General features: G+C 50.7%; 21 protein-coding genes and 1 pseudogene. 11 read left to right on the forward strand and 11 right to left on the reverse strand.

Going from position 1 to position 22,921, the window contains the following annotated elements:
• Positions 1–193 precede the first annotated feature (193 nt).
• Positions 194–427: a hypothetical protein gene (locus HMPREF3277_RS14935; RefSeq protein ID WP_168168257.1), complete on the reverse strand. Its 234-nt coding sequence runs from the start codon at positions 425–427 to the stop codon at positions 194–196.
• Positions 428–599: 172 nt separating this feature from the next.
• Here HMPREF3277_RS14935 and HMPREF3277_RS09050 point away from each other — a divergent pair, with 172 nt between their 5' ends.
• The 3 genes from HMPREF3277_RS09050 to HMPREF3277_RS09060 all read left to right on the forward strand — a co-directional run bounded on the left by HMPREF3277_RS09050 (position 600) and on the right by HMPREF3277_RS09060 (position 5,253).
• Positions 600–1,256 carry a hypothetical protein gene (locus tag HMPREF3277_RS09050; RefSeq protein WP_070870917.1) on the forward strand — a complete coding sequence of 219 codons (657 nt, stop codon included), beginning with the start codon at positions 600–602 and terminating at the stop codon, positions 1,254–1,256.
• Between the two features lie 29 nt (positions 1,257–1,285).
• Positions 1,286–4,501 carry a carbamoyl-phosphate synthase large subunit gene (gene carB, locus HMPREF3277_RS09055; protein WP_070870918.1) on the forward strand — a complete coding sequence of 1,072 codons (3,216 nt, stop codon included), beginning with the start codon at positions 1,286–1,288 and terminating at the stop codon, positions 4,499–4,501.
• A gap of 83 nt (positions 4,502–4,584) precedes the next feature.
• Positions 4,585–5,253, forward strand: a complete 669-nt coding sequence (locus HMPREF3277_RS09060; protein ID WP_003762255.1) for a LemA family protein — start codon at positions 4,585–4,587, stop codon at positions 5,251–5,253.
• Positions 5,254–5,457: 204 nt separating this feature from the next.
• Here the strand turns inward: HMPREF3277_RS09060 and lysS are convergent, their stop codons facing one another.
• Positions 5,458–6,969 carry a lysine--tRNA ligase gene (lysS, locus tag HMPREF3277_RS09065; protein ID WP_070870920.1) on the reverse strand — a complete coding sequence of 504 codons (1,512 nt, stop codon included), beginning with the start codon at positions 6,967–6,969 and terminating at the stop codon, positions 5,458–5,460.
• A gap of 254 nt (positions 6,970–7,223) precedes the next feature.
• On the opposite strand from lysS, the gene HMPREF3277_RS09070 reads away from it, so the two are divergent.
• Positions 7,224–8,369, forward strand: a complete 1,146-nt coding sequence (locus HMPREF3277_RS09070; RefSeq protein WP_070870922.1) for a hypothetical protein — start codon at positions 7,224–7,226, stop codon at positions 8,367–8,369.
• A 504-nt stretch (positions 8,370–8,873) separates the two neighbouring features.
• On the opposite strand, the gene HMPREF3277_RS14940 is transcribed toward HMPREF3277_RS09070, so the two are convergent.
• Together HMPREF3277_RS14940 and HMPREF3277_RS09075 are read right to left on the reverse strand one after the other, a co-directional pair.
• On the reverse strand, positions 8,874–9,038 hold the full coding sequence (locus HMPREF3277_RS14940; RefSeq protein WP_168168258.1) for a hypothetical protein: 165 nt from the start codon (positions 9,036–9,038) through the stop codon (positions 8,874–8,876).
• A 125-nt stretch (positions 9,039–9,163) separates the two neighbouring features.
• A complete protein-coding gene (locus tag HMPREF3277_RS09075) occupies positions 9,164–11,188 on the reverse strand; it encodes an OPT family oligopeptide transporter (RefSeq protein WP_049223520.1) in 2,025 nt (674 codons plus the stop codon).
• Between the two features lie 319 nt (positions 11,189–11,507).
• On the opposite strand from HMPREF3277_RS09075, the pseudogene HMPREF3277_RS15630 reads away from it, so the two are divergent.
• The 5 genes and pseudogenes from HMPREF3277_RS15630 to HMPREF3277_RS09095 all read left to right on the forward strand — a co-directional run.
• Positions 11,508–11,725 (forward strand): annotated as a pseudogene (locus HMPREF3277_RS15630) (hypothetical protein); the annotation flags it as partial.
• 255 nt (positions 11,726–11,980) lie between these two features.
• Positions 11,981–12,685 carry a septum site-determining protein MinC gene (minC, locus tag HMPREF3277_RS09080; protein ID WP_003762201.1) on the forward strand — a complete coding sequence of 235 codons (705 nt, stop codon included), beginning with the start codon at positions 11,981–11,983 and terminating at the stop codon, positions 12,683–12,685.
• Between the two features lie 30 nt (positions 12,686–12,715).
• Positions 12,716–13,531: a septum site-determining protein MinD gene (gene minD / locus HMPREF3277_RS09085; RefSeq protein WP_003762203.1), complete on the forward strand. Its 816-nt coding sequence runs from the start codon at positions 12,716–12,718 to the stop codon at positions 13,529–13,531.
• Between the two features lie 3 nt (positions 13,532–13,534).
• Positions 13,535–13,810 (forward strand): cell division topological specificity factor MinE, encoded by a 276-nt coding sequence (minE, locus tag HMPREF3277_RS09090; protein WP_003765670.1) that lies wholly within the window; start codon positions 13,535–13,537, stop codon positions 13,808–13,810.
• A 3-nt stretch (positions 13,811–13,813) separates the two neighbouring features.
• Positions 13,814–14,734, forward strand: a complete 921-nt coding sequence (locus tag HMPREF3277_RS09095) for a hydrogen peroxide-inducible genes activator (RefSeq protein ID WP_003762207.1) — start codon at positions 13,814–13,816, stop codon at positions 14,732–14,734.
• Positions 14,735–15,037: 303 nt separating this feature from the next.
• Here HMPREF3277_RS09095 and tldD read toward each other — a convergent pair whose 3' ends face one another.
• Positions 15,038–16,534, reverse strand: coding sequence for a metalloprotease TldD (gene tldD / locus HMPREF3277_RS09100; protein ID WP_210401168.1), 1,497 nt, complete (start codon positions 16,532–16,534; stop codon positions 15,038–15,040).
• Positions 16,535–16,821: 287 nt separating this feature from the next.
• Between tldD and HMPREF3277_RS09105 the strand changes: the two genes are divergently transcribed.
• Both HMPREF3277_RS09105 and HMPREF3277_RS09110 read left to right on the forward strand, forming a co-directional pair.
• On the forward strand, positions 16,822–18,195 hold the full coding sequence (locus tag HMPREF3277_RS09105; RefSeq protein ID WP_003775871.1) for a Na+/H+ antiporter family protein: 1,374 nt from the start codon (positions 16,822–16,824) through the stop codon (positions 18,193–18,195).
• Positions 18,196–18,423, forward strand: a complete 228-nt coding sequence (locus HMPREF3277_RS09110; protein WP_070495389.1) for a SlyX family protein — start codon at positions 18,196–18,198, stop codon at positions 18,421–18,423.
• A gap of 77 nt (positions 18,424–18,500) precedes the next feature.
• On the opposite strand, the gene HMPREF3277_RS09115 is transcribed toward HMPREF3277_RS09110, so the two are convergent.
• From HMPREF3277_RS09115 to lpxB, 6 genes are all read right to left on the reverse strand, one after another.
• Positions 18,501–19,040 carry a DUF924 family protein gene (locus HMPREF3277_RS09115; protein ID WP_070870924.1) on the reverse strand — a complete coding sequence of 180 codons (540 nt, stop codon included), beginning with the start codon at positions 19,038–19,040 and terminating at the stop codon, positions 18,501–18,503.
• 107 nt (positions 19,041–19,147) lie between these two features.
• Positions 19,148–19,810 carry an SH3 domain-containing protein gene (locus HMPREF3277_RS09120; RefSeq protein ID WP_070870925.1) on the reverse strand — a complete coding sequence of 221 codons (663 nt, stop codon included), beginning with the start codon at positions 19,808–19,810 and terminating at the stop codon, positions 19,148–19,150.
• A gap of 132 nt (positions 19,811–19,942) precedes the next feature.
• Positions 19,943–20,431 (reverse strand): TlpA family protein disulfide reductase, encoded by a 489-nt coding sequence (locus HMPREF3277_RS09125; RefSeq protein WP_003775865.1) that lies wholly within the window; start codon positions 20,429–20,431, stop codon positions 19,943–19,945.
• Complete coding sequence (locus tag HMPREF3277_RS09130) at positions 20,428–20,814, reverse strand: acyl-CoA thioesterase (RefSeq protein ID WP_003762224.1); 387 nt, start codon at positions 20,812–20,814, stop codon at positions 20,428–20,430. The genes HMPREF3277_RS09125 and HMPREF3277_RS09130 overlap by 4 nt, the downstream gene beginning before the upstream one ends.
• A complete protein-coding gene (locus HMPREF3277_RS09135; RefSeq protein ID WP_003765647.1) occupies positions 20,814–21,176 on the reverse strand; it encodes a hypothetical protein in 363 nt (120 codons plus the stop codon). Before HMPREF3277_RS09135 ends, HMPREF3277_RS09130 begins: the two co-directional genes overlap by 1 nt.
• 183 nt (positions 21,177–21,359) lie before the next feature.
• Positions 21,360–22,517, reverse strand: coding sequence for a lipid-A-disaccharide synthase (gene lpxB, locus HMPREF3277_RS09140; protein ID WP_003762230.1), 1,158 nt, complete (start codon positions 22,515–22,517; stop codon positions 21,360–21,362).
• Positions 22,518–22,921: the final 404 nt, after the last annotated feature.

The following is a 22,921-nucleotide window of genomic DNA, read 5'->3' on the forward strand; positions in this document are numbered from 1 at the left end:
CGTCCTCTCTCCCGTGGGAGAGAGTTAGAGAGAGGGCAACAAACCACAAGGTTTGTATTGGGGCGGTTAGGGTGTTGGGAAAGGTTGCCGCCATTCGGGGAATGCCCTCTCCCCAGCCCTCCCCCACGGGGGAGGGGGCAGGTTGCAGCAGATTCAAGTATTACAGGTCGTCTGAAAAAGAATGCCCGAAATATCAACGGCAGGAATTTTTCAGGTAGCCTTTATCGCAAGGCAGATGGAACAAACGCCGCGAGCGTTTTTTCAGACGACCATTGAAACCATCGGTAGGGTGTGTGCCGCAAGGCACGCACGCGGTGGGTTGAGATTGCAGGGAAAATGAAGAATCAATTTCAGACACCCCAAAGGTAGATTGGGTTGCCAAACCCAACGTTTTTAGATGATTAAGCAGTTTGTGTTGGGTTTTCAACCCAACCTACGCTTGCTGGCAGTAAAAACAAACCGTCAGATTTCAGACGGCATTTGGTAAGTTGGGTTGGCAAACCCAACGTTTAACAGATAATTTGATAAGTTTTGTTGGGTCATGACCCAACCTACGCTTGCTTGCTGATATATCAGATTAATTGGAAGGAGCTTAAATTATGATTTGGTGGGAAAAAACTGTTGAATATGCATTCATTGCATGGTCAAAATTACAATTCAATGCTACCCCATTAAATGGTAACCAAGAGCAAGCGGGAGATACACTATTTTCGGATAAAAATAATCAGTTTTTTCTAATTGAATTCAAAAGAGTAAAAGATACTAAATGTGTTAAGCAGGAACTAAATAAGTTTATCAATCCCAATGAAGCAAAACAGAGCATTAGAGGCAACAAAAATAATATATGCCATTTTGTTGTATATGGTGCTGAATTTATAGACAGGCATAACAATGACCTTGGGTTTGGTTTGTGTTTTGATTTCTATGCTGATTTCATTGAAAATAAAACACAATGCAACTTAGCAAATTCTTTTGAATATGATTTCAGCTACTTTGAGAAATATGCGTTAAATCCAGATGATTTTTTTGGATATATTCAATTTTTCTGTTCTTTAAAAGAAGGAAAAGATTTATATGGAGGTTCTAGCTCTCCTTTTACTAATATATTAGTAGCCACAACAGATGGTACAGTTCTTTCGTTGGACGAATTAATTAGCACATCCCCGATATTGCAGCAGGCTTTGGATGTTCCTGAGCCAAACGCACAACCAAGTGAACCAACGTACACTCCTAAACCAAGTGGACCTAGCTTTTAAAATATAAATTTTTATTGAAAGTAAACACCATGCCCAAACGTACCGACCTAAAATCCATCCTTATCATCGGCGCCGGCCCTATCGTTATCGGTCAGGCCTGCGAATTTGACTATTCGGGCGCACAGGCCTGTAAGGCTTTGCGTGAAGAAGGCTATAAAGTCATTCTGGTGAATTCCAACCCCGCCACGATTATGACCGACCCTGAAATGGCGGATGTTACCTACATCGAGCCGATTATGTGGCAGACGGTGGAGAAGATTATCGCCAAGGAGCGGCCCGATGCGATTCTGCCCACGATGGGCGGCCAGACCGCGCTGAACTGTGCGCTGGATTTGGCGCGCAACGGCGTGTTGGCGAAATACAATGTTGAATTAATCGGCGCGACGGAAGACGCGATCGACAAGGCGGAAGACCGCGGCCGCTTTAAGGAGGCGATGGAGAAAATCGGCCTCTCCTGCCCGAAATCTTTTGTCTGCCACACGATGAACGAAGCCTTGGCGGCGCAGGAACAGGTCGGCTTTCCGACGCTGATTCGTCCGTCTTTCACGATGGGCGGTTCGGGTGGCGGCATTGCCTACAATAAAGACGAGTTTTTGGCGATTTGTGAACGCGGTTTTGACGCGTCGCCCACGCATGAGCTGCTGATTGAGCAGTCCGTCCTCGGCTGGAAAGAGTACGAGATGGAAGTTGTACGCGATAAAAACGACAACTGCATCATTATCTGCTCGATTGAAAACTTCGACCCTATGGGTGTTCATACGGGCGACTCCATCACTGTTGCGCCTGCACAAACATTGACCGACAAAGAATACCAAATCATGCGTAATGCTTCGTTGGCAGTATTGCGCGAAATCGGCGTGGATACTGGTGGCTCGAACGTGCAGTTTGCGGTGAACCCTGAAAACGGCGAAATGATTGTGATTGAGATGAATCCGCGCGTGAGCCGTTCGTCTGCGCTGGCTTCCAAAGCGACGGGCTTCCCGATTGCGAAAGTGGCGGCGAAGCTGGCGGTCGGCTTTACGCTGGACGAGTTGCGCAACGACATCACCGGCGGCCGCACGCCCGCGTCGTTCGAGCCTTCCATCGACTATGTCGTCACCAAAATCCCGCGTTTTGCGTTTGAAAAATTCCCTGCCGCAGACGACCGCCTGACCACGCAGATGAAATCGGTGGGCGAAGTGATGGCGATGGGCCGCACCATTCAGGAAAGTTTCCAAAAAGCCCTGCGCGGCTTGGAAACAGGCTTGTGCGGCTTCAATCCGAGAAGCTCCGACAAAGCGGAAATCCGCCGCGAACTGGCGAACCCCGGCCCCGAACGTATGCTGTTTGTGGCAGATGCGTTCCGTGCGGGCTTCACGCTGGAAGAAATTCACGAAATCTGTGCCATCGACCCTTGGTTCTTGGCGCAAATCGAAGACTTGGTGAAAGAAGAGCGGCAGGTAAGTGCAGGCTGCCTGCAAGATTTGGATTTCGCCGCCTTACGTCGTCTGAAACGCAAAGGCTTCTCCGACAAACGCATCGCGCAGCTTTTAGGCGTTAAAGAAAAAGCAGTGCGCGAACACCGCTACGCGCTGAAGCTGCATCCCGTGTATAAACGCGTCGATACCTGCGCCGCCGAGTTCGCCACCGAAACCGCCTACCTCTACTCTACTTACGAAGAAGAATGCGAAGCGCGTCCTTCCGACCGTAAAAAAGTGATGATTCTCGGCGGCGGCCCGAACCGCATCGGTCAAGGCATCGAGTTTGACTATTGCTGCGTTCACGCCGCGCTCGCCCTGCGCGAATCGGGCTTTGAAACCATCATGGTCAACTGCAACCCCGAAACCGTGTCCACCGACTTCGACACCAGCGACCGCCTCTATTTCGAGCCGCTGACACTGGAAGACGTGTTGGAAATCGTCCGCACCGAAAACCCGTGGGGCGTGATTGTGCATTACGGCGGTCAAACCCCGCTCAAACTCGCCAACGCATTGGTTGAAAATGGCGTGAACATCATCGGCACGTCCGCCGACAGCATCGATGCCGCCGAAGACCGCGAACGCTTCCAAAAAGTGTTGAACGACTTAGGCCTGCGCCAACCGCCCAACCGCATCGCCCACAACGAAGAAGAAGCGCTCGTCAAAGCCGAAGAAATCGGTTATCCGCTGGTCGTGCGCCCGTCTTACGTCCTCGGCGGCCGCGCCATGCAGGTCGTCCACTCCGCCGAAGAGCTGCAAAAATACATGCGCGAAGCCGTGCAGGTATCCGAAGACAGCCCCGTGTTGCTCGACTTCTTCCTGAACAACGCGATTGAAGTCGATGTGGACTGCGTTTCAGACGGCAAAGACGTCGTTATCGGCGGCATCATGCAGCACGTCGAACAGGCAGGCATCCACTCTGGCGACTCTGGCTGCTCGCTGCCGCCCTACTCGCTCAGCGAAGAAATCCAAGACGAAATCCGCCGCCAAACCAAAGCCATGGCCTACGCGCTGGGCGTGGTCGGCCTGATGAACGTACAGTTTGCCGTGCAGGACGGCGTGGTGTTCGTGTTGGAAGTGAACCCGCGCGCCAGCCGCACCGTGCCTTTCGTCTCCAAAGCCACCGGCGTGCCGCTCGCCAAAGTCGGCGCACGCTGCATGGCAGGCATTTCCCTGCAAGAGCAAGGCGTGGAAAAAGAAGTCGTCCCCGATTTCTATGCCGTTAAAGAAGCCGTGTTCCCCTTCATCAAATTCCCCGGCGTGGACACCATCCTCGGCCCCGAAATGCGCTCCACCGGCGAAGTGATGGGCGTGGGCGCAAGCTTCGGCGAAGCCTACTACAAAGCCCAACTCGGTGCAGGCGAACGCCTGAACCCAACCGGCAAAATCTTCCTCGCCGTGCGCGACGAAGACAAACCGCTCATCGTCAAAACCGCGCAAAACTTTCAAGCCCTCGGCTACGGCGTCTGCGCCACACGCGGCACTGCCGAATACCTGAAAGAGCACGGCATCATCGTGCAAGCGGTGAACAAAGTGCAGGAAGGCCGCCCGCACATCGTGGACGCGATTAAAAACGGCGAAATCGCGCTGGTGGTCAACACCGTCAGCAGCTCGGCACAATCCATCGCCGACAGCCACAGCATCCGCCGCACCTCCCTCACCCAACGCGTGCCGCAATACACCACCATCGCCGGTGGCGAAGCCATGAGCGAAGGCGCAAAAAGCCGCGACCACTTGGGCGTATACAGCGTGCAGGAGTTGCATGGACGGCTGAAGGCGTTGAAGTAATGGAAATACAGGCTGCCTGAAAACTAGAGAAAACAGTTTCAGGCAGCCTGAAATTTGACAATACACAGCAAAAGGAAAATGGAATGTTTTGGTTATTAGTGATTTTGATAGTTATCGTTTTGTGGCTGGTGAAAGTGTATAACAAGCTACAAAGCAGTATGCAGAATATCCGTGAAGGATTTTCCAATCTGCAGGCGGGATTAAAAAAACGTCAACAACTAAGCGGGCAAATTATTGAAATCGCTTCAGGTTATTTAGAACACGAACAGGTCACTCAATTGCGCGTGGCTCAGTCGCAAAACACCCAACAACTGGCTGCAATGGCACAAAATTTCCCCCAGCTGAAAGCAGATGCCACCTATCAAAAACTGATGGGACAGCTGGAAGCATTGGAAAATGACATTTTGGCGCGCCGAGAAAATTATAATAACCGGGTGAAGCGGTTCAACAGCTACCGTAATTCATTTCCTGCGGTGTTAGTAGCTCAAAAACTGTCGTTTGACACGGTGGAGTACTTTGACAGCGATGATGAAAAATTTGATGCACAAGTACAAAGTTTTGCGCGCGACGATAGCGCTGTACTGCAAGAAATTATCGGAAACAGCGCAAAAGCCGTGAAAAATATTTCCACTCAGGCTGTTCAGGTAGTACAGGGCAACAAAAAACAACTCGGAAATCAGACTAACGACGTAACACAGCCCACCAACAGTACAGATAATCCAGCTGATACATCGTCTGAAAAACCAGAATAAACCTACCCTGAGAACCAGGCAGTAAAGCTGCCAACGGGGCAACCTAAAAAGCCACAACTCCCTAGGCGTATACAGCGTATAGGAGGTACATGGATGCTTGAAAAATAGGGGCTGAATCTGAATTAGGTTTAGCTTCAACAAAAAGGTCGTCTGAAAACCAATTTTCCGGTTTTCAGACGACCTTTTCTCTATTATTTCCCTACCTTATTCGGGACGCATTTGAGGGAACAAAATCACGTCGCGGATGGTTTGCGAATCGGTCAGCAGCATCACCAAGCGGTCGATGCCGATGCCGCAACCGCCTGTCGGCGGCAGGCCGAATTCCATCGCTCGGATGTAGTCGGCATCGTAGTGCATAGCTTCGTCGTCGCCCGCGTCTTTTTGCGCCACTTGCGCTTTGAAGCGTTCGGCTTGGTCTTCGGGGTCGTTCAACTCGGAATAGCCGTTTGCCAGCTCGCGGCCGACAACGAACAATTCGAAACGCTCGGTCAGACCTTGTTTCGTATCCGAAGCGCGTGCCAACGGGGAAACTTCGACCGGGTAATCGACGATGAAGGTCGGGTTCCACAGTTTGCCCTCGGCGCAACCTTCAAACAGGGCAAGCTGCAGACTGCCGATGCCGGGGGACGGCGGCAGGCTTTCGCCGTGTTTGACGATTTCTTTTTTCAGCCACTCCGCATCGTTCAACTGCTCGTCGGTGTAGTGCGGATTGTATTTTTTGATGGCTTCGAGAATGGTCAGGCGTTCGAACGGGCTTTCCAAATCGACTTCTTTGCCGTTGTAGCTGATTTTCGCCGTGCCGTTTACCGTGCGCGATGCGTTGCGGATGATGTCTTCCGCCATCTGCATCATGCGTTCGTAGTCGGAGAAGGCTTCGTAGAATTCAATCATGGTGAATTCGGGGTTGTGGCGCACCGACATACCTTCGTTGCGGAAGCTGCGGTTGATTTCAAACACGCGCTCCAAACCGCCTACCACCAAGCGTTTCAGATACAGCTCGGGGGCGATGCGCAGGTAGAGCGGGATGTCCAAGGCATTGTGGTGGGTCACGAACGGTTTCGCCGTCGCGCCGCCGGGAATCGGGTGCATCATCGGGGTTTCGACTTCGAGATAATGCTCGTTCACCATGAAATTGCGCACGGATTGGATGATTTGGCTGCGTTTGATGAAGGTATTGCGCGATTCTTCGTTGGCAATCAAATCGACGTAGCGTTGGCGGTATTTGGTTTCCTGATCGCTCAAGCCTTTATGTTTGTCGGGTAGCGGGCGCAGGGATTTGGACAGCAGGCGGATGTCGGACACGCGCACGGTCAATTCGCCGTGGTTGGTTTTGAACAAAGTGCCTTCCGCGCCGACGATGTCGCCCAAGTCCCAGTGGTTGAAATCGTCTAAAACTTCCTGACTCACGCCTTTGTTGTTCAGATAAAGCTGGATTTGACCGGTAACGTCTTGAATGGTGGCAAAGCTCGCCTTGCCCATTTGACGCTTCAGCATCATGCGGCCGGCAATTTTGACAGGAACGGCTTGCGGGTCGAGTTCTTCTTTGCCGATTTCGCCGTATTGGGCGTGCAAATCGGCGGCAAAGCTGTCGCGCTTGAAGTCGTTGGGATAGGCAATGCGCTGTTGGCGGATGTTGTGCAGTTTTTCGCGGCGCAGGGCGATGATTTGGTTTTCGTCCAACTGCGGCTCGGTTTGCGGATTGTTTTGTTCGCTCATGGTGTTTCCCGGAAAAATAAATCAGGCGCAATCTGTTTCAGACGACCTGATTGAATCACAAAATTTGCGCATATTTTACGCGATGTCGGTGTTTTTTTCTATCCGGCTCAAAAGGTCGTCTGAAAAACATCGGGCAGGGGTTTTCGGTCAATCCGTTTGGCGGGAAAAAGATACCTGAAATCAAGTTTGGAAAAACATTTGGCTTTTTTGCTGTTATACTCATTCCATTTATTTCAAATCAATATCTGAAGATTATGTACTGGTCTATTCCTGATATCCCCGATACCATCGTCGCCCGCAAAAACAGCAAGTGGAATACCCCTTGGGTATGGCTGACGGTATTGGCTTTGCTTTTCATTGCGGCGTTGATTGTTGTGTTGTGGCTGAAAATCAGCCCGTTTTATCTGTTGATACCGGTTGGCGTTTGGGGCGCGGCTTTGCTGTACCGCTTTATCTTGTCGATGAACCGCAGCGCGGCGGCAGATGCTTGGGAAACCGAAAAAGCGAATATCCGCAAAAAATGGACGGATTGGGCGCAAAGAAGTATCGTATTGGTTGATTCACACACCATCCTGCCCGACCCCTTGTCGCTGCCGGACGTCATTACCCAAGCCTCAGGTGGACGAAATGCCGATCTTTTTCTGTTTCCGCGTGATGAAGACGAAGACCTGTGGCGCAGCGGCTATCCTTACGTTGCCGAACATTTTTACCAAAAATTGAGCGAATTGGCGGAGTATCGGCAGCCTGTGACCCTACACATCGATGCGCCGGACGAAGAAGCGTATTTGAACTGGCAGCAGAGATTTGAAGAAATTGCCGAAATGGCGGGTGTCCGCGCGACTATCAAGCCTTTGTCCGATGGCGAAAGTTTGATGGGCGATTGGGTGGAAAACCGTCAATTTGAAGGCATCCATGTGATTTTTTCGGCATGGCTGAACGAAGACGCTTCAGATGCCGAGTTTACAGAAAACGCAACTTGGCTGGTGTTTGCCTCGCCTTATGCCGCCAAACAGAACAAATTGCCCGTCAAAGCGGTTTTGCAGCGTCCGATTGCCATCTCCTTGTCCGACGAAACAGCGCAAAACAAATCTTTCAGACACTACGCCGATTACGCTTTGAAAAACCGCACCGTCCATGCCGCCTGGTTTACCGCACCACCTAAAGATACGCAACAATACGTCGGCAAACTTCGCCAAGCAGGCGTCAGCTGGAACGATAATTTCGACCTGCCCCTGATACACACGCCCGAACCCTATACAGGTCAGCTTCCGCGAGAAAGCCACTGGCTGACTTTGGGCTTGATGGCTGAAAACAGCGACCAGCAAAACCAATTGTTCGGCTGGCAGAAAGACGGCAATCTGTACATGGGCTGCCTGATTCATCAAAATTCAGCAGCATAAGCCGACTATCTTGTCATGGTACAAAAGGTCGTCTGAAAACTTGAAGTTTGGGTTTTCAGACGACCTTTTTATTGAATCGATACATACTTGGAGCAGACCGAACCCGTAGCGTGGGCTTTGCCCACGATATGAATGTACGGATACCGCCCAATTTAGATGGTTAAATGGCAGATTTCGTGGGCTACGGATTGCTGCAACGGCAACCTGTCCCTTCCCCCGTCCGGCGGGTGAAGGTTAGGATGGGGGTGGTTCTATGGCTTTGGGTAAAATCAAATTAGTTTGCTCCATAGAGCCACCCTCTCCCCAGCCCTCTCCCGCCAGACGGGAGAGAGGGTAGGTTGTAGATAAAAACGAGGTCGTCTGAAACTTTAAGATTCGGGTTTTAAAGAAACAAACCCGTTCATACCCGTTTTCAGACGACCCGTGTATTCAATCAATACAGATTTTGGATAACTCAAGTAGCGTGGGCTTCGCCCACGAAATCCATCATTTAAATAATCAAAATCAGACAATAGCCGAATGTGCTTTCATTTTGGCATTCATATCGCGGGCAAAGCCCACGCTACGGATTGCTGTAACGGCAATCTGCTCCTTCCCCCGTCCGGCGGGGGATGGTTGGGATGGGGATGGTTCTATGGCTTTGGGTAAAATCAAATTAGTTTGCTCCATAGAGCCACCCTCTCCCCAACCCTCTCCCACCAGACGGGAGAGGGAGCAAGTTACAGATAAAAACAAGGTCGTCTGAAAACCTGAATCCCAAGTTTTCAGACGACCTCTTTATTTTCAAACCCAACTTACTTGACGCGTCCTGCTTTCAACACGCGTTGGGCGAAGAACACCATGCCTGTGATGAAGAACGCCAGTCCCAGCCATGATGCGGTGGTTTCCCAGTTTTCTAGACCCAGCGCGAGCGGGGCGTCGGAGCCACCGTTGGTCACGGAGAAGGCGATGATGAATGCCATCACTACGCCGACCAGGCTTTCGCCGACAATCAAACCGGCGGAGAACAAGGTTCCGATACGCTCGGCGTTTTTCAGACGACCTTCACGGTTTTCCGCTTTCTTGCCGATGATGTGTTTCAACACCGCCGCCAACACTGCACCGATCACGATGGGCATAGTGACGGACGGCGGCAGGTAGATGCCCATGCCGACTGCGAGGACAGGCAGTGCGCGTTTGCCGCCGGACGATTTTTTCAACACCAAATCGACGACGATTAACACCGCGCCGATCGCGATACCGGTGAAGATGTACGCCCATTCAAGGTTGTGGGCGAAAATACCCGACGCGATGGTCGTCATCAAAGTCGCTTGCGGAGCCGCCAAAGCCTGCGCCGCGTCCATGCCTTCGCGCGGCATTGCGCCGGTAAAGCCATAAGCTTCGTAGAGCAGTTCCAACACGGGCGAGATGACGAATGCGCCGACGATACAGCCGATAATCAACGCAATCTGTTGTCTCCAAGGCGTTGCTTTGAGCAGGTAGCCGGTTTTCAAGTCTTGCAGGTTGTCGTTGGAGATCGAAGCCACACAAATCACTGCCGAGCCGCAGAACAAGGTCAGAGCCAGCAAGAATTTGCGGTTGGCCTCATCCGCCATCAAGCCGCCGGATTCGCCCACGACCAACAACACCAGCGAAATGATAACGATGGAAACGATGCCCACGCCGGAAATCGGGCTGGAAGACGAGCCGACCAAACCTGCCATATAACCGCAGGCAGCGGCGACCAAAAAGCCGATGACGGAAGCCAAAAGCGTACAAACGACCACCAAAAGCCAAGCCATGCCGCCCGTAATGTGCGAATCGCCGATAAAGTGATAAAACGATACGCCCAAAATCAGCATCATGGACAATACCCAAAAAATCATGGCTTTAGGCGACAAATCCTGTTCGGCGCGTTCCGCAGCGGGTGCTCCGCCTCCGAAACTCTTGAACGACATTTTCAGGCCTTCCAGCATCGGCTTGAGCAGCATCAAAAGCGTCCAAACCGCCGCAATACCGATGGTACCCGCGCCGATAAAGCGTACTTTTTCCTTCCACAGCTTCATCGCAAACGCCGCCATTTCCATATCGGCAGGCTGCGGAATGTGCGATGAAAAATACGGCACGGCAATACCCCAAGCAATCGAAATGCCCAACAGGATGGCGATACCGCCCGTCAGTCCGACCAGATAGCCCGCGCCCAACAATGCCAACGAAAAGCCCATCGGCAGTTGGAAAATCGCCGTGCCGCTTTTAAACCAATAACTCGCGCTGTCGGCAATCACGCGCAAACCGTTGGAACAAAAGCTCATAAAGCCCGCCAACGCGCCGCCTGCCGCCAGCTCTTTAATGCCGCTGCCGCCCTGACGGCCTTCCTCTTCCTCGTGGCTGCCGACTTTCAAAATCTCCGCCGCCGCCACGCCTTCGGGATAAGGCAACTCGCTTTTCACCACCATCGCATAACGCAGCGGAATGGTGAAAATCACCCCCAAAATCCCGCCGGCAATACATAAAAGCGTCGTCTGCCAAAACGGGAAACCGCTCCAGTAGCCCGCCATCAGCAAACCGGGCAGGACGAAGATGATGGTCGAAAGCGTACCCGCCGCCGAAGCCTGCGTCTGCACCATATTGTTTTCCAAAATATTGCTGCCTTTGCAAAACTTCAAAACCGCCATCGAAATCACCGCCGCCGGAATCGACGAAGCAAAGGTCAGACCGACCTTCAAGCCGAGGTAAACGTTCGATGCGGTAAAGATCACGGTAATCAGCGCACCGAGTATCATGCCCCGAAGCGTCAGCTCGCGGTAATCCGCGTAAGGATCGTGGGTGGATTGTGTCATCGTGGATAGCCTTTCGGTTGATAAAAAACACGACGGCAGGCTCGAACCGGCTGCCGAATCTGCCTTTATGGTGTTGCGGCGGCAAGGAAATGTCAAGTTAGACAAAGAATGTGCAAAGAAAGCGGAAAAGTATAGTGGATTAAAATTGCAATGATACGGCGTTGCCAACGCCCTTATGTACTACCCGTACACGGCGGGCGTTGCCGCCTTGTCTCATTTTTATTTTAATCCACTATAAAAGGTCGTCTGAAACCGGTGGCCGCATTTTCAGACGACCTTAGCGGCTCAAATCGCCTCACCCAACCCTGAAAAACCTCCAAATCCCACCATTTATAGTGGATTAATTTTAAATCAGGACAAGGCGACGAAGCCGCAGACAGTACAGATAGTACGGCACCGATTCACTTGGTGCTTCAGCACCTTAGAGAATCGTTTTCTTTGAGCTAAGGCGAGGTAACGCCGTACCGGTTTAAAGTGAATCCACTATATTCCCTCAATGACCGACCGTCCTTATATAAAAAAATCCGTTCCTCCCGTTGACGGATCGTTCAGATTCGGAGCCTGCTCCGGATTTCAGACGACCTGTTGTCGCTTTTACGCCACTTCAAACAACTTTAAAGATAACGTCATTTCATGACAAAACCTTGCAATCGGCTTGCAATCGCGTCCCAGTCGTAATTTCAACCCGATAGATACAGGAAATTTCACTTCAGACGGCCCAAACGGATTGAATAGCCAAGATTTACACGGTAAACTTATACAATTAAAAAATTTTATGATTTACTCACTATTATGAAACCCGCCTTCGACATAAAGTCAGCCCGGCTTGACGTGCTGGCTATTCACCTGCATACCGCAGACTTGACCGAACTGGAAGAATTTTTGCGCCAACGCGCCGGTCAATACCAAGAATTGGATGTCGTCCCCTTCGTTTTGGATGTGCAGGATTTTGACCATCCCGAGTCATTGGACATCGGTTCCATGATTTCCCTTTTCGCCCGTTACGGCATGCAGATTCTGGGGCTGCGCCACGAAAGCGAATATTGGGCATCCTTCGCAGCACGTTACCATTTGGTTTTCAGCCGTAGCGACAAATCCGAGCCGCAACAGCCCAAAATCAACCAAGAGCCTGCACCCGTTCAGGCAACGGTCATCAGCAACCCGACCGTCCTCATCAGCACACCCGTCCGCACCGGACAACAGGTTTACGCGGAAAACGGCGACCTTATCGTGACCGGCATCGTCAGCCAAGGTGCGGAACTCATTGCCGACGGAAACATTCATATTTATGCGCCCATGCGCGGCAGGGCTCTGGCAGGCGCGAAAGGCAACACCAACGCGCGCATCTTCATCCACTCCATGCAGGCGGAACTGGTCTCCGTAGCGGGCATCTACCGCAATTTCGAACAAGACCTGCCCGACCACCTGCACAAAAAAGCCGTACAGGTTTCATTGCAAGACAACCGCCTGGTTATCAGCGCAATCGACACAGATTAACCATTCCAAGCATTTGATAAAGGAAACATCGTGACAAAAATCATCGTAGTAACTTCAGGCAAAGGCGGCGTAGGCAAAACCACGACCAGCGCCAGTATCGCAACCGGACTGGCTCTGCGCGGCCACAAAACAGCCGTCATCGACTTTGACGTCGGCTTGCGCAACCTCGACCTGATTATGGGTTGCGAACGACGCGTCGTTTACGACCTGGTTAACGTTATCCAAGGCGAAGCCACGCTCACCCAAGCTCTGATTAAAGACAAAAACTGCGAAAACCTCTTCATCCTGCCCGCATCGCAAACCCGCGACAAAGACGCGCTGACCCGTGAAGGCGTTGAGAAAGTCATGCAGGAATTGAGCAGTGACAAAATGGGATTCGAATACATCATCTGCGACTCCCCCGCCGGTATCGAACAAGGCGCATTGATGGCGCTTTACTTCGCCGACGAAGCCATCGTCACCACCAACCCCGAAGTATCCAGTGTCCGCGACTCCGACCGCATCTTGGGCATCCTGCAAAGCAAATCCCGCAAAGCCGAACAAGGCGGCACGGTCAAAGAACACCTGCTGATTACCCGCTACTCGCCCGAGCGCGTCAACAAAGGCGAAATGCTGTCCGTACAAGATATTTGCGACATCTTGCGCATCCCGCTCATCGGCGTCATTCCCGAATCGCAAAACGTCCTGCAAGCGTCCAATGCCGGCGAACCCGTCATCCACCAAGACAGCGCAACTGCCGCAGAAGCCTACAAAGACGTTATCGCGCGCCTCTTGGGTGAAAACCGTGAAATGCGTTTCCTCGAAGCCGAGAAAAAAGGCTTCTTCAAACGGCTGTTCGGAGGCTAAGTCATGTCATTAATGGATATGTTGTTCGGCAGAAAACCGAAAACCGCCGCCGTTGCACGCGACCGCCTGCAAATCATCATTGCCCAAGAGCGCGCGCAAGAAGGTCAAGCGCCCGATTACCTGCCGACCCTGCGCAAAGAATTGCTGGAAGTATTGTCCAAATACGTCAACGTTTCCCTGGACGACATCCGCATTTCCCAAGAAAAGCAGGACGGTATGGACGTTCTCGAATTGAACATCACCCTGCCTGAACAAAAAACGGAACAGAAAAAGGCTTAACACATGACCTTGACCGAATTGCGTTACATCGTAGCCGTCGCGCAGGAACGTCATTTCGGACGTGCCGCGCGCCGCTGCTTTGTCAGCCAGCCCACCCTTTCCATCGCCATCAAAAAGCTGGAGGAAGAGCTGTCGGTATCCCTGTTTGACCGCAGCAGCAACGACATCATCACCACCGAAGCGGGCGAGCGCATCGTTGCCCAAGCCCGCCGCGTGTTGGAAGAAGCCGAGCTGATCAAGCACCTTGCCAGCGAAGAGCAAAACGAATTGGAAGGCGCATTCAAACTCGGTCTGATTTTTACCGTCGCCCCCTACCTTCTGCCCAAGCTCATCATTTCCCTGCGCGAAACCGCGCCGAAAATGCCCCTGATGCTTGAAGAGAACTACACGCACATCCTGACCGAATCGCTCAAGCGCGGCGACGTCGATGCCATCGTAGTCGCAGAACCCTTCCAAGAGCCTGGCATCGTCACCGAGCCGCTGTATGACGAGCCTTTCTTCGTCATCGTCCCCAAAGGACACCATTTCGAAGAACTCGATGCCGTCACCCCGCAGATGTTGAGCGAAGAGCAGGTCTTGTTGCTGACTGAAGGCAACTGTATGCGCGATCAGGTCTTATCAAGCTGCTCCGAGCTGGCCGCCAAGCAGAAAATCCAAGGTCTGACCAACACCCTGCAAGGCAGCTCCATCAACACCATCCGCCACATGGTTGCCAGCGGTCTCGCCATCAGCGTCATGCCCGCTACCGCACTGACCGAAAACGACCATTTGCTGTTCAGCATCATCCCGTTTTCAGGCTCCGTCCCGCACCGCCGCGTCGTTTTGGCATACCGTCGGAACTTCGTCCGCCCCAAAGCATTGACTGCCTTACGGACCGCCATCCTTAATTCCCATCTTCACGGCGTTACTTTTGTCCAAGAGTAAAGCGCATTGAATACCGGGCATCGATGAAATCATGCACAGGGCTTTCAATCGTGATGATATTCAACAAGCCGCCGATTTTTTCGGCGGCTTGTTTTTTGTGTCTCAGCAGATGGATAAGCCAGAAATCGTGTAGAACGTTCGATCAGATAAACTTGTACTTTAATGCCTTAAAACATGATTCTCTTTGAACTCGAACATGACAAAGCTTCAACAGTTTCCAATCAATAAGCCGACCATCTAATACAAAACGTCGTCTGAAAACCCCAAATACGGTTTTCAGACGACGTTTTATTTTTACTTGCCTTAAATCTCACTACCGCCGACGGTCAGTCCCGAATCAATCCGCAAGGTCGGTTGTCCGACGCCGACAGGAACGCTCTGTCCATCTTTGCCGCACACGCCGACACCGCTGTCCAACGCAGTATCGTTGCCTATCATGGAAACATGTTTCAACACTTCAGGTCCGTTGCCGATGATGGTCGCGCCTTTGACAGGATATTGCAGTTTGCCGCCTTCGACCCACCACGCTTCGGATGCGCTGAAGACAAATTTGCCGCTGGTGATGTCCACTTGTCCACCGCCGAAGTTGACGGCGTAAATGCCTTTGTCGATGGACGCGATGATTTCGTCGGGTTCGTAGCCGCCGTTTTCCATGAAGGTATTGGTCATGCGCGGCATAGGAGCGGAGGCGTAGCTTTCGCGGCGGCCGTTGCCGGTGGATTGCGTACCCATCAGGCGGGCGTTGGTTTCGTCCTGCATATAGCCGACCAAGATGCCGTCTTCAATCAATACGGTGCGGCGTGTTTCGTTGCCTTCATCGTCGATATTGAGCGAACCGCGCCTGTCGGCAATGTCGCCCTGATCAACGACGGTAACGCCTTTGGCGGCAACGCGCTCGCCGATTCTACCTGAAAAGACACTGGTTTCTTTGCGGTTGAAATCGCCTTCCAAACCGTGTCCGACGGCTTCATGTAGCAACACGCCCGGCCAGCCGTTGCCCAAGACAACGGTCATTTCGCCTGCGGGTGCGGGGCGGGATTCGAGATTAATCAAGGCTTGTTTGACGGCGGCATCGACAAACTGCCGCACCAAAGTTTCATCAAAATAAGCTAAGTCGTAGCGACCACCGCCGCCCGCGCTGCCCTGCTCTCTCCGGTCGCCCTGTTTGGCGATGACGGTAACGTTCAGGCGCACCATCGGACGGATGTCGGCGGCGTGCCTGCCGTCGAGGCGGGCAATGTAAATCATGTCGTATTCGCAAGTCAGCCCCGCCATCACTTGCACAATGCGCGGATCGGCTGCTTTGGCAAGCGTTTCCACTTTGTTCAATAAGGCAACTTTGGCAGCGGAATCGAGACCGATAATGGGATTCAGCACCGCATGGATGGATTTGCCGTATGCGGCGGACGGGACTTTGACAGAAGCTTCGCCGCCTGCCGCGCCGATGACGCGGACGGCTTGGGCGGAACGGTTGATCGAATCGATACACAAACTGTCCGCATAGGCAAAAGCAGTTTTTTCGCCCGAAACAGCGCGCACGCCCACCCCCTGATCGATTTGGAAACTGCCCGATTTGACGATGCCCTCTTCCAAATGCCAGCTTTCAAAAGCAGTGCGCTGGCAATAAATGTCGGCGTAATCGACGTGATGCGCGCCGATGATGCTCAGGCTTTTGGCGAGCAGCTCAGGGGAAAGGTGATTGGCTTCGAGCAAATCGCGCTGTACGGTAGCGTAAGTTGAGTGCATGGTTTTCAGACGACCTTCAAGGCTGGGGAAACTTGGGGCTTGATTATACGGCATTTATTCTCGTTCTAGTCGAATAGATAAAAAGCGCAATCAAGTTTCCGTACTGACCTGACAGGCGGCGGACTAAGCTGCATCATGTCTTACGGTTTTCTTGAGATTGAACCGGAACGCTTGGACCGCTTTATGCTTGAGGTCGTCTGAATCGGCTGTCTGCACATTCCATCCTATTCATTTGCATGAATAATCGGCTTGCCCTAGCCCGTTAAATCATGTTAGGTTATGATGTTTCTTTTTAATATGTGAACAGATGGTCTGAGGGTCGTCTGAAACGGAGAAAAGGCATGAATGCCGTAGTGGTTGCAGTAATCGTTATGCTCGTGTTGTCGCTATCGCGGGTACACGTCGTATTGAGCCTGACTGTCGGTGCGTTCGTCGGCGGACTGGTGGCGGGAATGCCGCTGGAAAACATCGTGGATACGGCGGGCAATGTAACGCAGTCGGGGATTATTCCCGTGTTTAACGAAGGCTTGAAGGGCGGCGCGCGGATTTCTTTGTCTTATGCGATGCTCGGTGCGTTCGCGATGGCGATTACCTATTCGGGGCTGCCGCAGCAGCTTGCGGGCGGCATTATCCGCAAACTCAACAACAGTCAGGATGCCGCAAAAGGCGAAAGTTCGGTGAAATGGACGCTGTTGCTGATTATTTTGGCGATGGGCATCATGAGTCAAAACGTCGTGCCTATCCATATCGCGTTTATTCCAATGATTATTCCGCCGCTTTTGCTGGTGTTTAACCGTTTGAAAGTCGACCGCCGCCTGGTGGCGTGTGTGATTACGTTCGGTTTGGTGACGACTTATATGTTCCTGCCTTACGGCTTCGGTACGATTTTCTTGAACGACATCCTCTTGGGCAACATCAAATCTGCGGGCATGGATGTAAAAGACATCAGTGTCATGCACGCGATGGCGATTCCTGCGCTGGGTATGGTGGCGGGGCTGCTGGCGGCGTTTGTCCACTACCGCAAATCACGCATTTATCAAACCAATACTGTCGATACGGAAGACAACCGCGAAGCATCCGAACAGCCCCAGCCTTCGGCTTACCGCAGTCTAGTGGCGGCAATCGCGATCGGTGTGTGTTTTGCGATTCAGTTGATGTATAAAGATTCGCTGGTGTTGGGCGCGATGTTGGGTTTTGCCGTCTTCATGATGCTCGGTGTGATGAACCGCAATGCCGCCAGTGATGTGTTCGGCGAAGGCATCAAAATGATGGCGATGGTCGGTTTCATCATGATTGCGGCGCAAGGTTTTGCGGCAGTCATGACCGCGACAGGCGAAATCAAACCGCTGGTCGAACATAGTATGCAGCTTTTTGGCGGCAATAAAGGCATGGCGGCATTTGCCATGTTGTTTGTCGGATTGTTGGTCACCATGGGCATCGGCTCTTCTTTCTCTACTTTGCCGATCATTACCGCAATTTATGTGCCGCTGTGTATCAGCCTTGGCTTCTCACCGCTGGCAACCGTCGCCATCGTCGGTACGGCGGGCGCATTGGGCGACGCCGGTTCGCCCGCGTCCGACTCGACGCTCGGCCCGACCATGGGTTTGAACGCCGACGGACAACACGACCACATCCGCGACTCCGTCATCCCAACCTTTATCCACTACAATATCCCGCTGATGATTGCCGGCTGGATTGCCGCTATGGTGCTGTAAATGAGTGAAATGGACGAATTGGAACACCGCATCATCGAGCTGGAAATCCAAACCGCGCTTCAGGAAGACTTAATCGGCAGCCTGAACGATACGGTGGCGAAAATGCAGCAGACGCTGGATTTGCAGCAGGCGCAGTTGAGGCTGCTTTATCAGAAAATGCAGGATAAAGGCGCAAACGGAGAGCGCGAACCTTACAGCCTGCGTGATGAAATTCCGCCGCATTATTGAAGCGGAAATATGAAAGAAGGTCGTCTGAAAAAACCGAATCAAGGTTTTCAGACGACCTTCAAATTTTAAAACCCAAATTAAAATGACGAACCTTCCTGTTTCAAAAACTCCGCCTCTTCCTCCGTGCTTTCACGCCCCAATACGGCATTGCGGTGCGGATAGCGTCCGAAGCGGTCGATGATGACTTTGTGTTTGATTTCAAAATCCAATGCGTGTCCGTCGGTATAACGTTCAAACAGCGGAACGGCTTGTTCGTGGACAACTTGGCTTTCGCTGTGCATCAACGGCATGAGCATGAAATGGCGTTCGTGCGATAGGAGGTCGGCGAAACTGGGCTGACGGACGGCTTCTTGGGCAAGGATGAGAGCGGCCAAATCTTGGGCAAATGCTTGGGAGCTGTTGCGAAACAGGTTGCGCGAGAATTGGTCGAGCAGGATGATTTCGGCGAGCCTGCCTTGCAGGGTGTCGCGCCAGTGTGCAAGTTCGCCACGGGCCGTCTGCTGCCAGACATCAAAAAATCGCGCGCGAATCTCGGCATCGAATTCATCGTTTTGGGCAAACAGAAAAGGACGGTTTTCTTCGGCAAACCAGAAATCTAAGACGGTTTGGGGTATCATGAACATTCCTTGCAATAGAAGATTATTAAGTGCAAGGTCGTCTGAAAAACCGAATCAAAGTTTTCAGACGACCTTTTTGATTACGCCTATATCTCGACAGCTGTTGCTTATTCCACCCGCTCCAACTGACTTTTATGAACATACCCTTGGGTAGTCGTATCTTTTAATTGAACGAGGTACCAATCCTTACGAACGGTTTTCAATTTTTCTACTATGGCGTTGTCGTCCAAGCGTTTGATTATGTCGGCATGGGCATCCGGTTGGCTCCTGAGGTTAACCTTATGGCTATCTGTGGATTTAACGATGAAATCATTATTCATAATCAACGAGTAAATACAGCCCGAATCAGGGATTTGTTTAGCCGTTGTTTTTGGGATTTTTTCAAATTTTATAAGTTTGGCAGAATAATATTTACCGTCACAAATGACTTCCGTACCCACTTTACCCATAGTAATTTGGGCCGGCTGTTTGACAGAATCTTCCTGATAGACGTAAAAATTCGGTGGAAGCACCAATTCTTTCAAAACAGCAGCTTGCTGCGATTTGCTCAAATTAAGGGAGATTCGGTTTTGATTCGATATTTTGGTGTCTTCAGGGATAAAGTCAAAATATAAAATCCTTTGATTCCGAGCATTACCATCTAAACTTTTACCCCAATAAACCCACAGCATGCCTTTTTGAGGAACGCCTTGTGCAAATGTCAGCTGAAATACGCTCAAAATAACGCCGACAAAAATACAATAAAGAAATTGTTTATTTTTCAAAGCCATTTTCAATGATGCTCAGAATCTACTTACCGAAATTACCCTTCACTCAGTCCGACAGCAGACAATATCGCTGATTGTTTAATATATTCATAACAGAGGTCGTCTGAAAACAGTCACGAACCTCTCAAGCCAGTATTACTTCGCCAATTCTTTGTCGATTTCCTGATAAAGCGCGGCGAAGTCCGGCTCGCCGACAAAGGTTTTCAGGATTTCGCCTTTTTTATTGATCAGGAAAGAAGTCGGGTAAACCTGCGTACCGAACGCTTGGGCGGCGGCTTTATCGGCATCAAACATGACGGTAAAAGGCAAGCCGTATTCTTTGACGTATTGGTTTACGCTTTCCAACGGGTCTATCGGTTGGGCAATGCCGAGGACTTGGAAGTCTTTTCCTTGATAGTCTTTGGACATTTTGATGACTTTGGGCATTTCGCTGACACAGCCCGGGCAGGAGGGGAACCAGAAATTGATGAAGCTGACTTTGCCTTGCAAATCGGCATTGGACACTGGTTTGCCTTGCAGGTCGGACAAAGAGAATGCGGGAGTAGGTTTATTATCCGGAATAAGGACGATGGCAAGCAGCGCGCCGATAATGGCGACTGCGGCAATGGTAATGAGCTTTTTCATGCTTCGGCGTATTGTTTTAAAAGGGTAAAGAGAGGTTCGGGAATGCTGATGCTTCGCCCGCTTTCTGCGCTAACAACCATCAAAGTACTTTCGGCTTCGACGGCATTTTTACCGCTGGGCAAAACGATGTTTTGAGTAAGGATAATATGGCGTGAGGTCAGCTCTTTCAGACGACCTTCAAAGCGTAATATGTCGCCATCGACGGCGGCACGGCGATAACGGATGTCGGTGCGGACAACCACCAGCATCAAGCCGTCGATTTCGGACAATAAACCGTGTTCCTCAAAAAACGCCCAGCGCGCTTCTTCGAGAAATTCGAGATAGCGCGCGTTGTTGACATGACCGTAGCCGTCAAGATGGTAATTGCGGACGCGGATATTCATCAATTCAGATTGAAGGGTTGAAAGGCTTCACGGGCGAGCGGTTCTTGCTCGAGGTCGGTGATAACGGTAGAAAGCTGGATGTCGAACCATTCATTGAAAATATCCGCATTCAAATCAGGCCATTCGCTTTCATCTTCGCACCAATCGGCAAGTTCGGCAGCGAAAATGTCTTCAAACCGCGCTTCGATTTCATCCCAAACTTCATCAGCGGTTTCACACGGACGGACGAGGTAAGAATTGGCATCAGCTTGAATATCTTCAAGCGTCAAACCGTCAAGATGATTGCCGGGCAGGGTTTGCAGCCAGTTCCAAAAAGGATCGAGCGGGATGAGCAGGAAGACGCTGCGGTTGACTTCGTACATGATGTTTTCCTTGATTTCAGATAAGGGAATGATATAGCAAAGGCCGTGCAAACGCTATCTTTGCCTGCCAAAGAGTGGATAGGCTGGGACAAAGCGATGTTTGGATTGCAACCCATTTTCCTGCTTCATTACTTTTTGCAGATTTGATTACCGCTCTTTCCTCTTGTCAAATCGCAGGTCAAGCTAAGAGTTGAAAAAACCTGCTTCTTCCAACACAGCATTTGCAACCAGTGTATCGGTATCTTTTCTCAATAATAAATGCAGCTCATGAAAATCTTGTTTCAAACGGGCAACTGCTTCCGGATGTTCATACCAATAAATCATGGCTTCTGCCAGTTTTTCAGGCGTCGCATCATGTTGCAAAAGCTCTGGAACAGCACATTTGTTCAGCAAAATATTGGGCAAACCGACATGTGGCACTTTAACTTTACGCTTCACATAAGCATAAGTCAGAGGAGATATCTTATAGCTGATCACCATAGGACGTTTGCACAACGCCACTTCCAGCGTTGCCGTCCCGCTGGTCACCAAAACCACATCTGCCGCAGTACAAACAGTATCTGCTTGTTTATCGACTAATGTAATAGGAAGGTCCGAAAATTGCGCAGAGGCAAGAATTTTTGATATACGACGGCGGGTTGCCTGCGTAGCAACCGGCATCAGAAACTGCGCCTGTGGGTAACGCTTCAACAGAAGTAATGCGGTTTGAAAAAATACAGGAGCCATGTAATCAATTTCGCTAACACGACTGCCGGGCATCAAGGCAAATACTGGGATAGACGGTGCAACTCCCAACTGGAGACGCGCAGAAGATTGATCAACATCTACAGGCATGGTTTGTGCCATCGGATGACCGACAAACTCAGCCTTACCACCGGCATCCAAATAGAGCTGTGGTTCCATTGGGAAAAGGCACAACACCCGGTTAACTTGATGAACAATTTTGTTCACCCGTTCACGCCTCCACGCCCAAACAGAAGGGCTGACATAGTGAACCGTTGGAATACCCGTTTTCTTCAGTTTCTCTTCCACCCAAAGATTAAAATCAGGTGCATCAATCCCAACAAAAACATCCGGTTTTATACGAATAAGGTCATTAACCAGACCTTTTCGGATTTTCAAGATTTCGGGCAAACGTTTAACTACCTCAACAAAGCCTCGTACTGCCAATTTTTCTTGGTCATAAAGACTTTCAAATCCTTCCGCCTTCATCCGCTCGCCACCGATACCAATAAATCTTGCATCAGGACAACGTTTTTTAATCGCACTAATAAGATGTGCACCAAGCAGATCACCCGATGCCTCAGCAACACTCATTGCAATCGTGAGAGAAGTAGTCATATAAAATTATGGGATACAAAAAAGAATTTGGTAAGTGTAATACCTGGTGGCAAAGAAGTTCTTAGTTAAATTTCAGTTATAGAGACCTTTGCAAAAATAGTCTGCTAACGAAATTTAACTCATAAAAATACGCTAAAAATTTTCAATTGACCAAAACCTTTATGATTTTGAGTAAAAGCTAGGAAAAATCAGAAAGGTTTTTCATTTTGAAAATAGTATTGAACATAAAATTTTAGTAACTTATGTTATTTAAAATATCTCTTATAATATGATACTGAAAAGAAATACTCTATCTATGGCAAACTCACTTACCTATCATTACAAAACAGAAAGAATAACTTCAATATACCGAGAGTATTTTAAATAGAGCATTTATAGTCAATTAAAATCAAAATAGGACAGTA

Source organism: Neisseria sp. HMSC70E02 (assembly GCF_001838645.1).
GTDB lineage: Bacteria > Pseudomonadota > Gammaproteobacteria > Burkholderiales > Neisseriaceae > Neisseria > Neisseria macacae.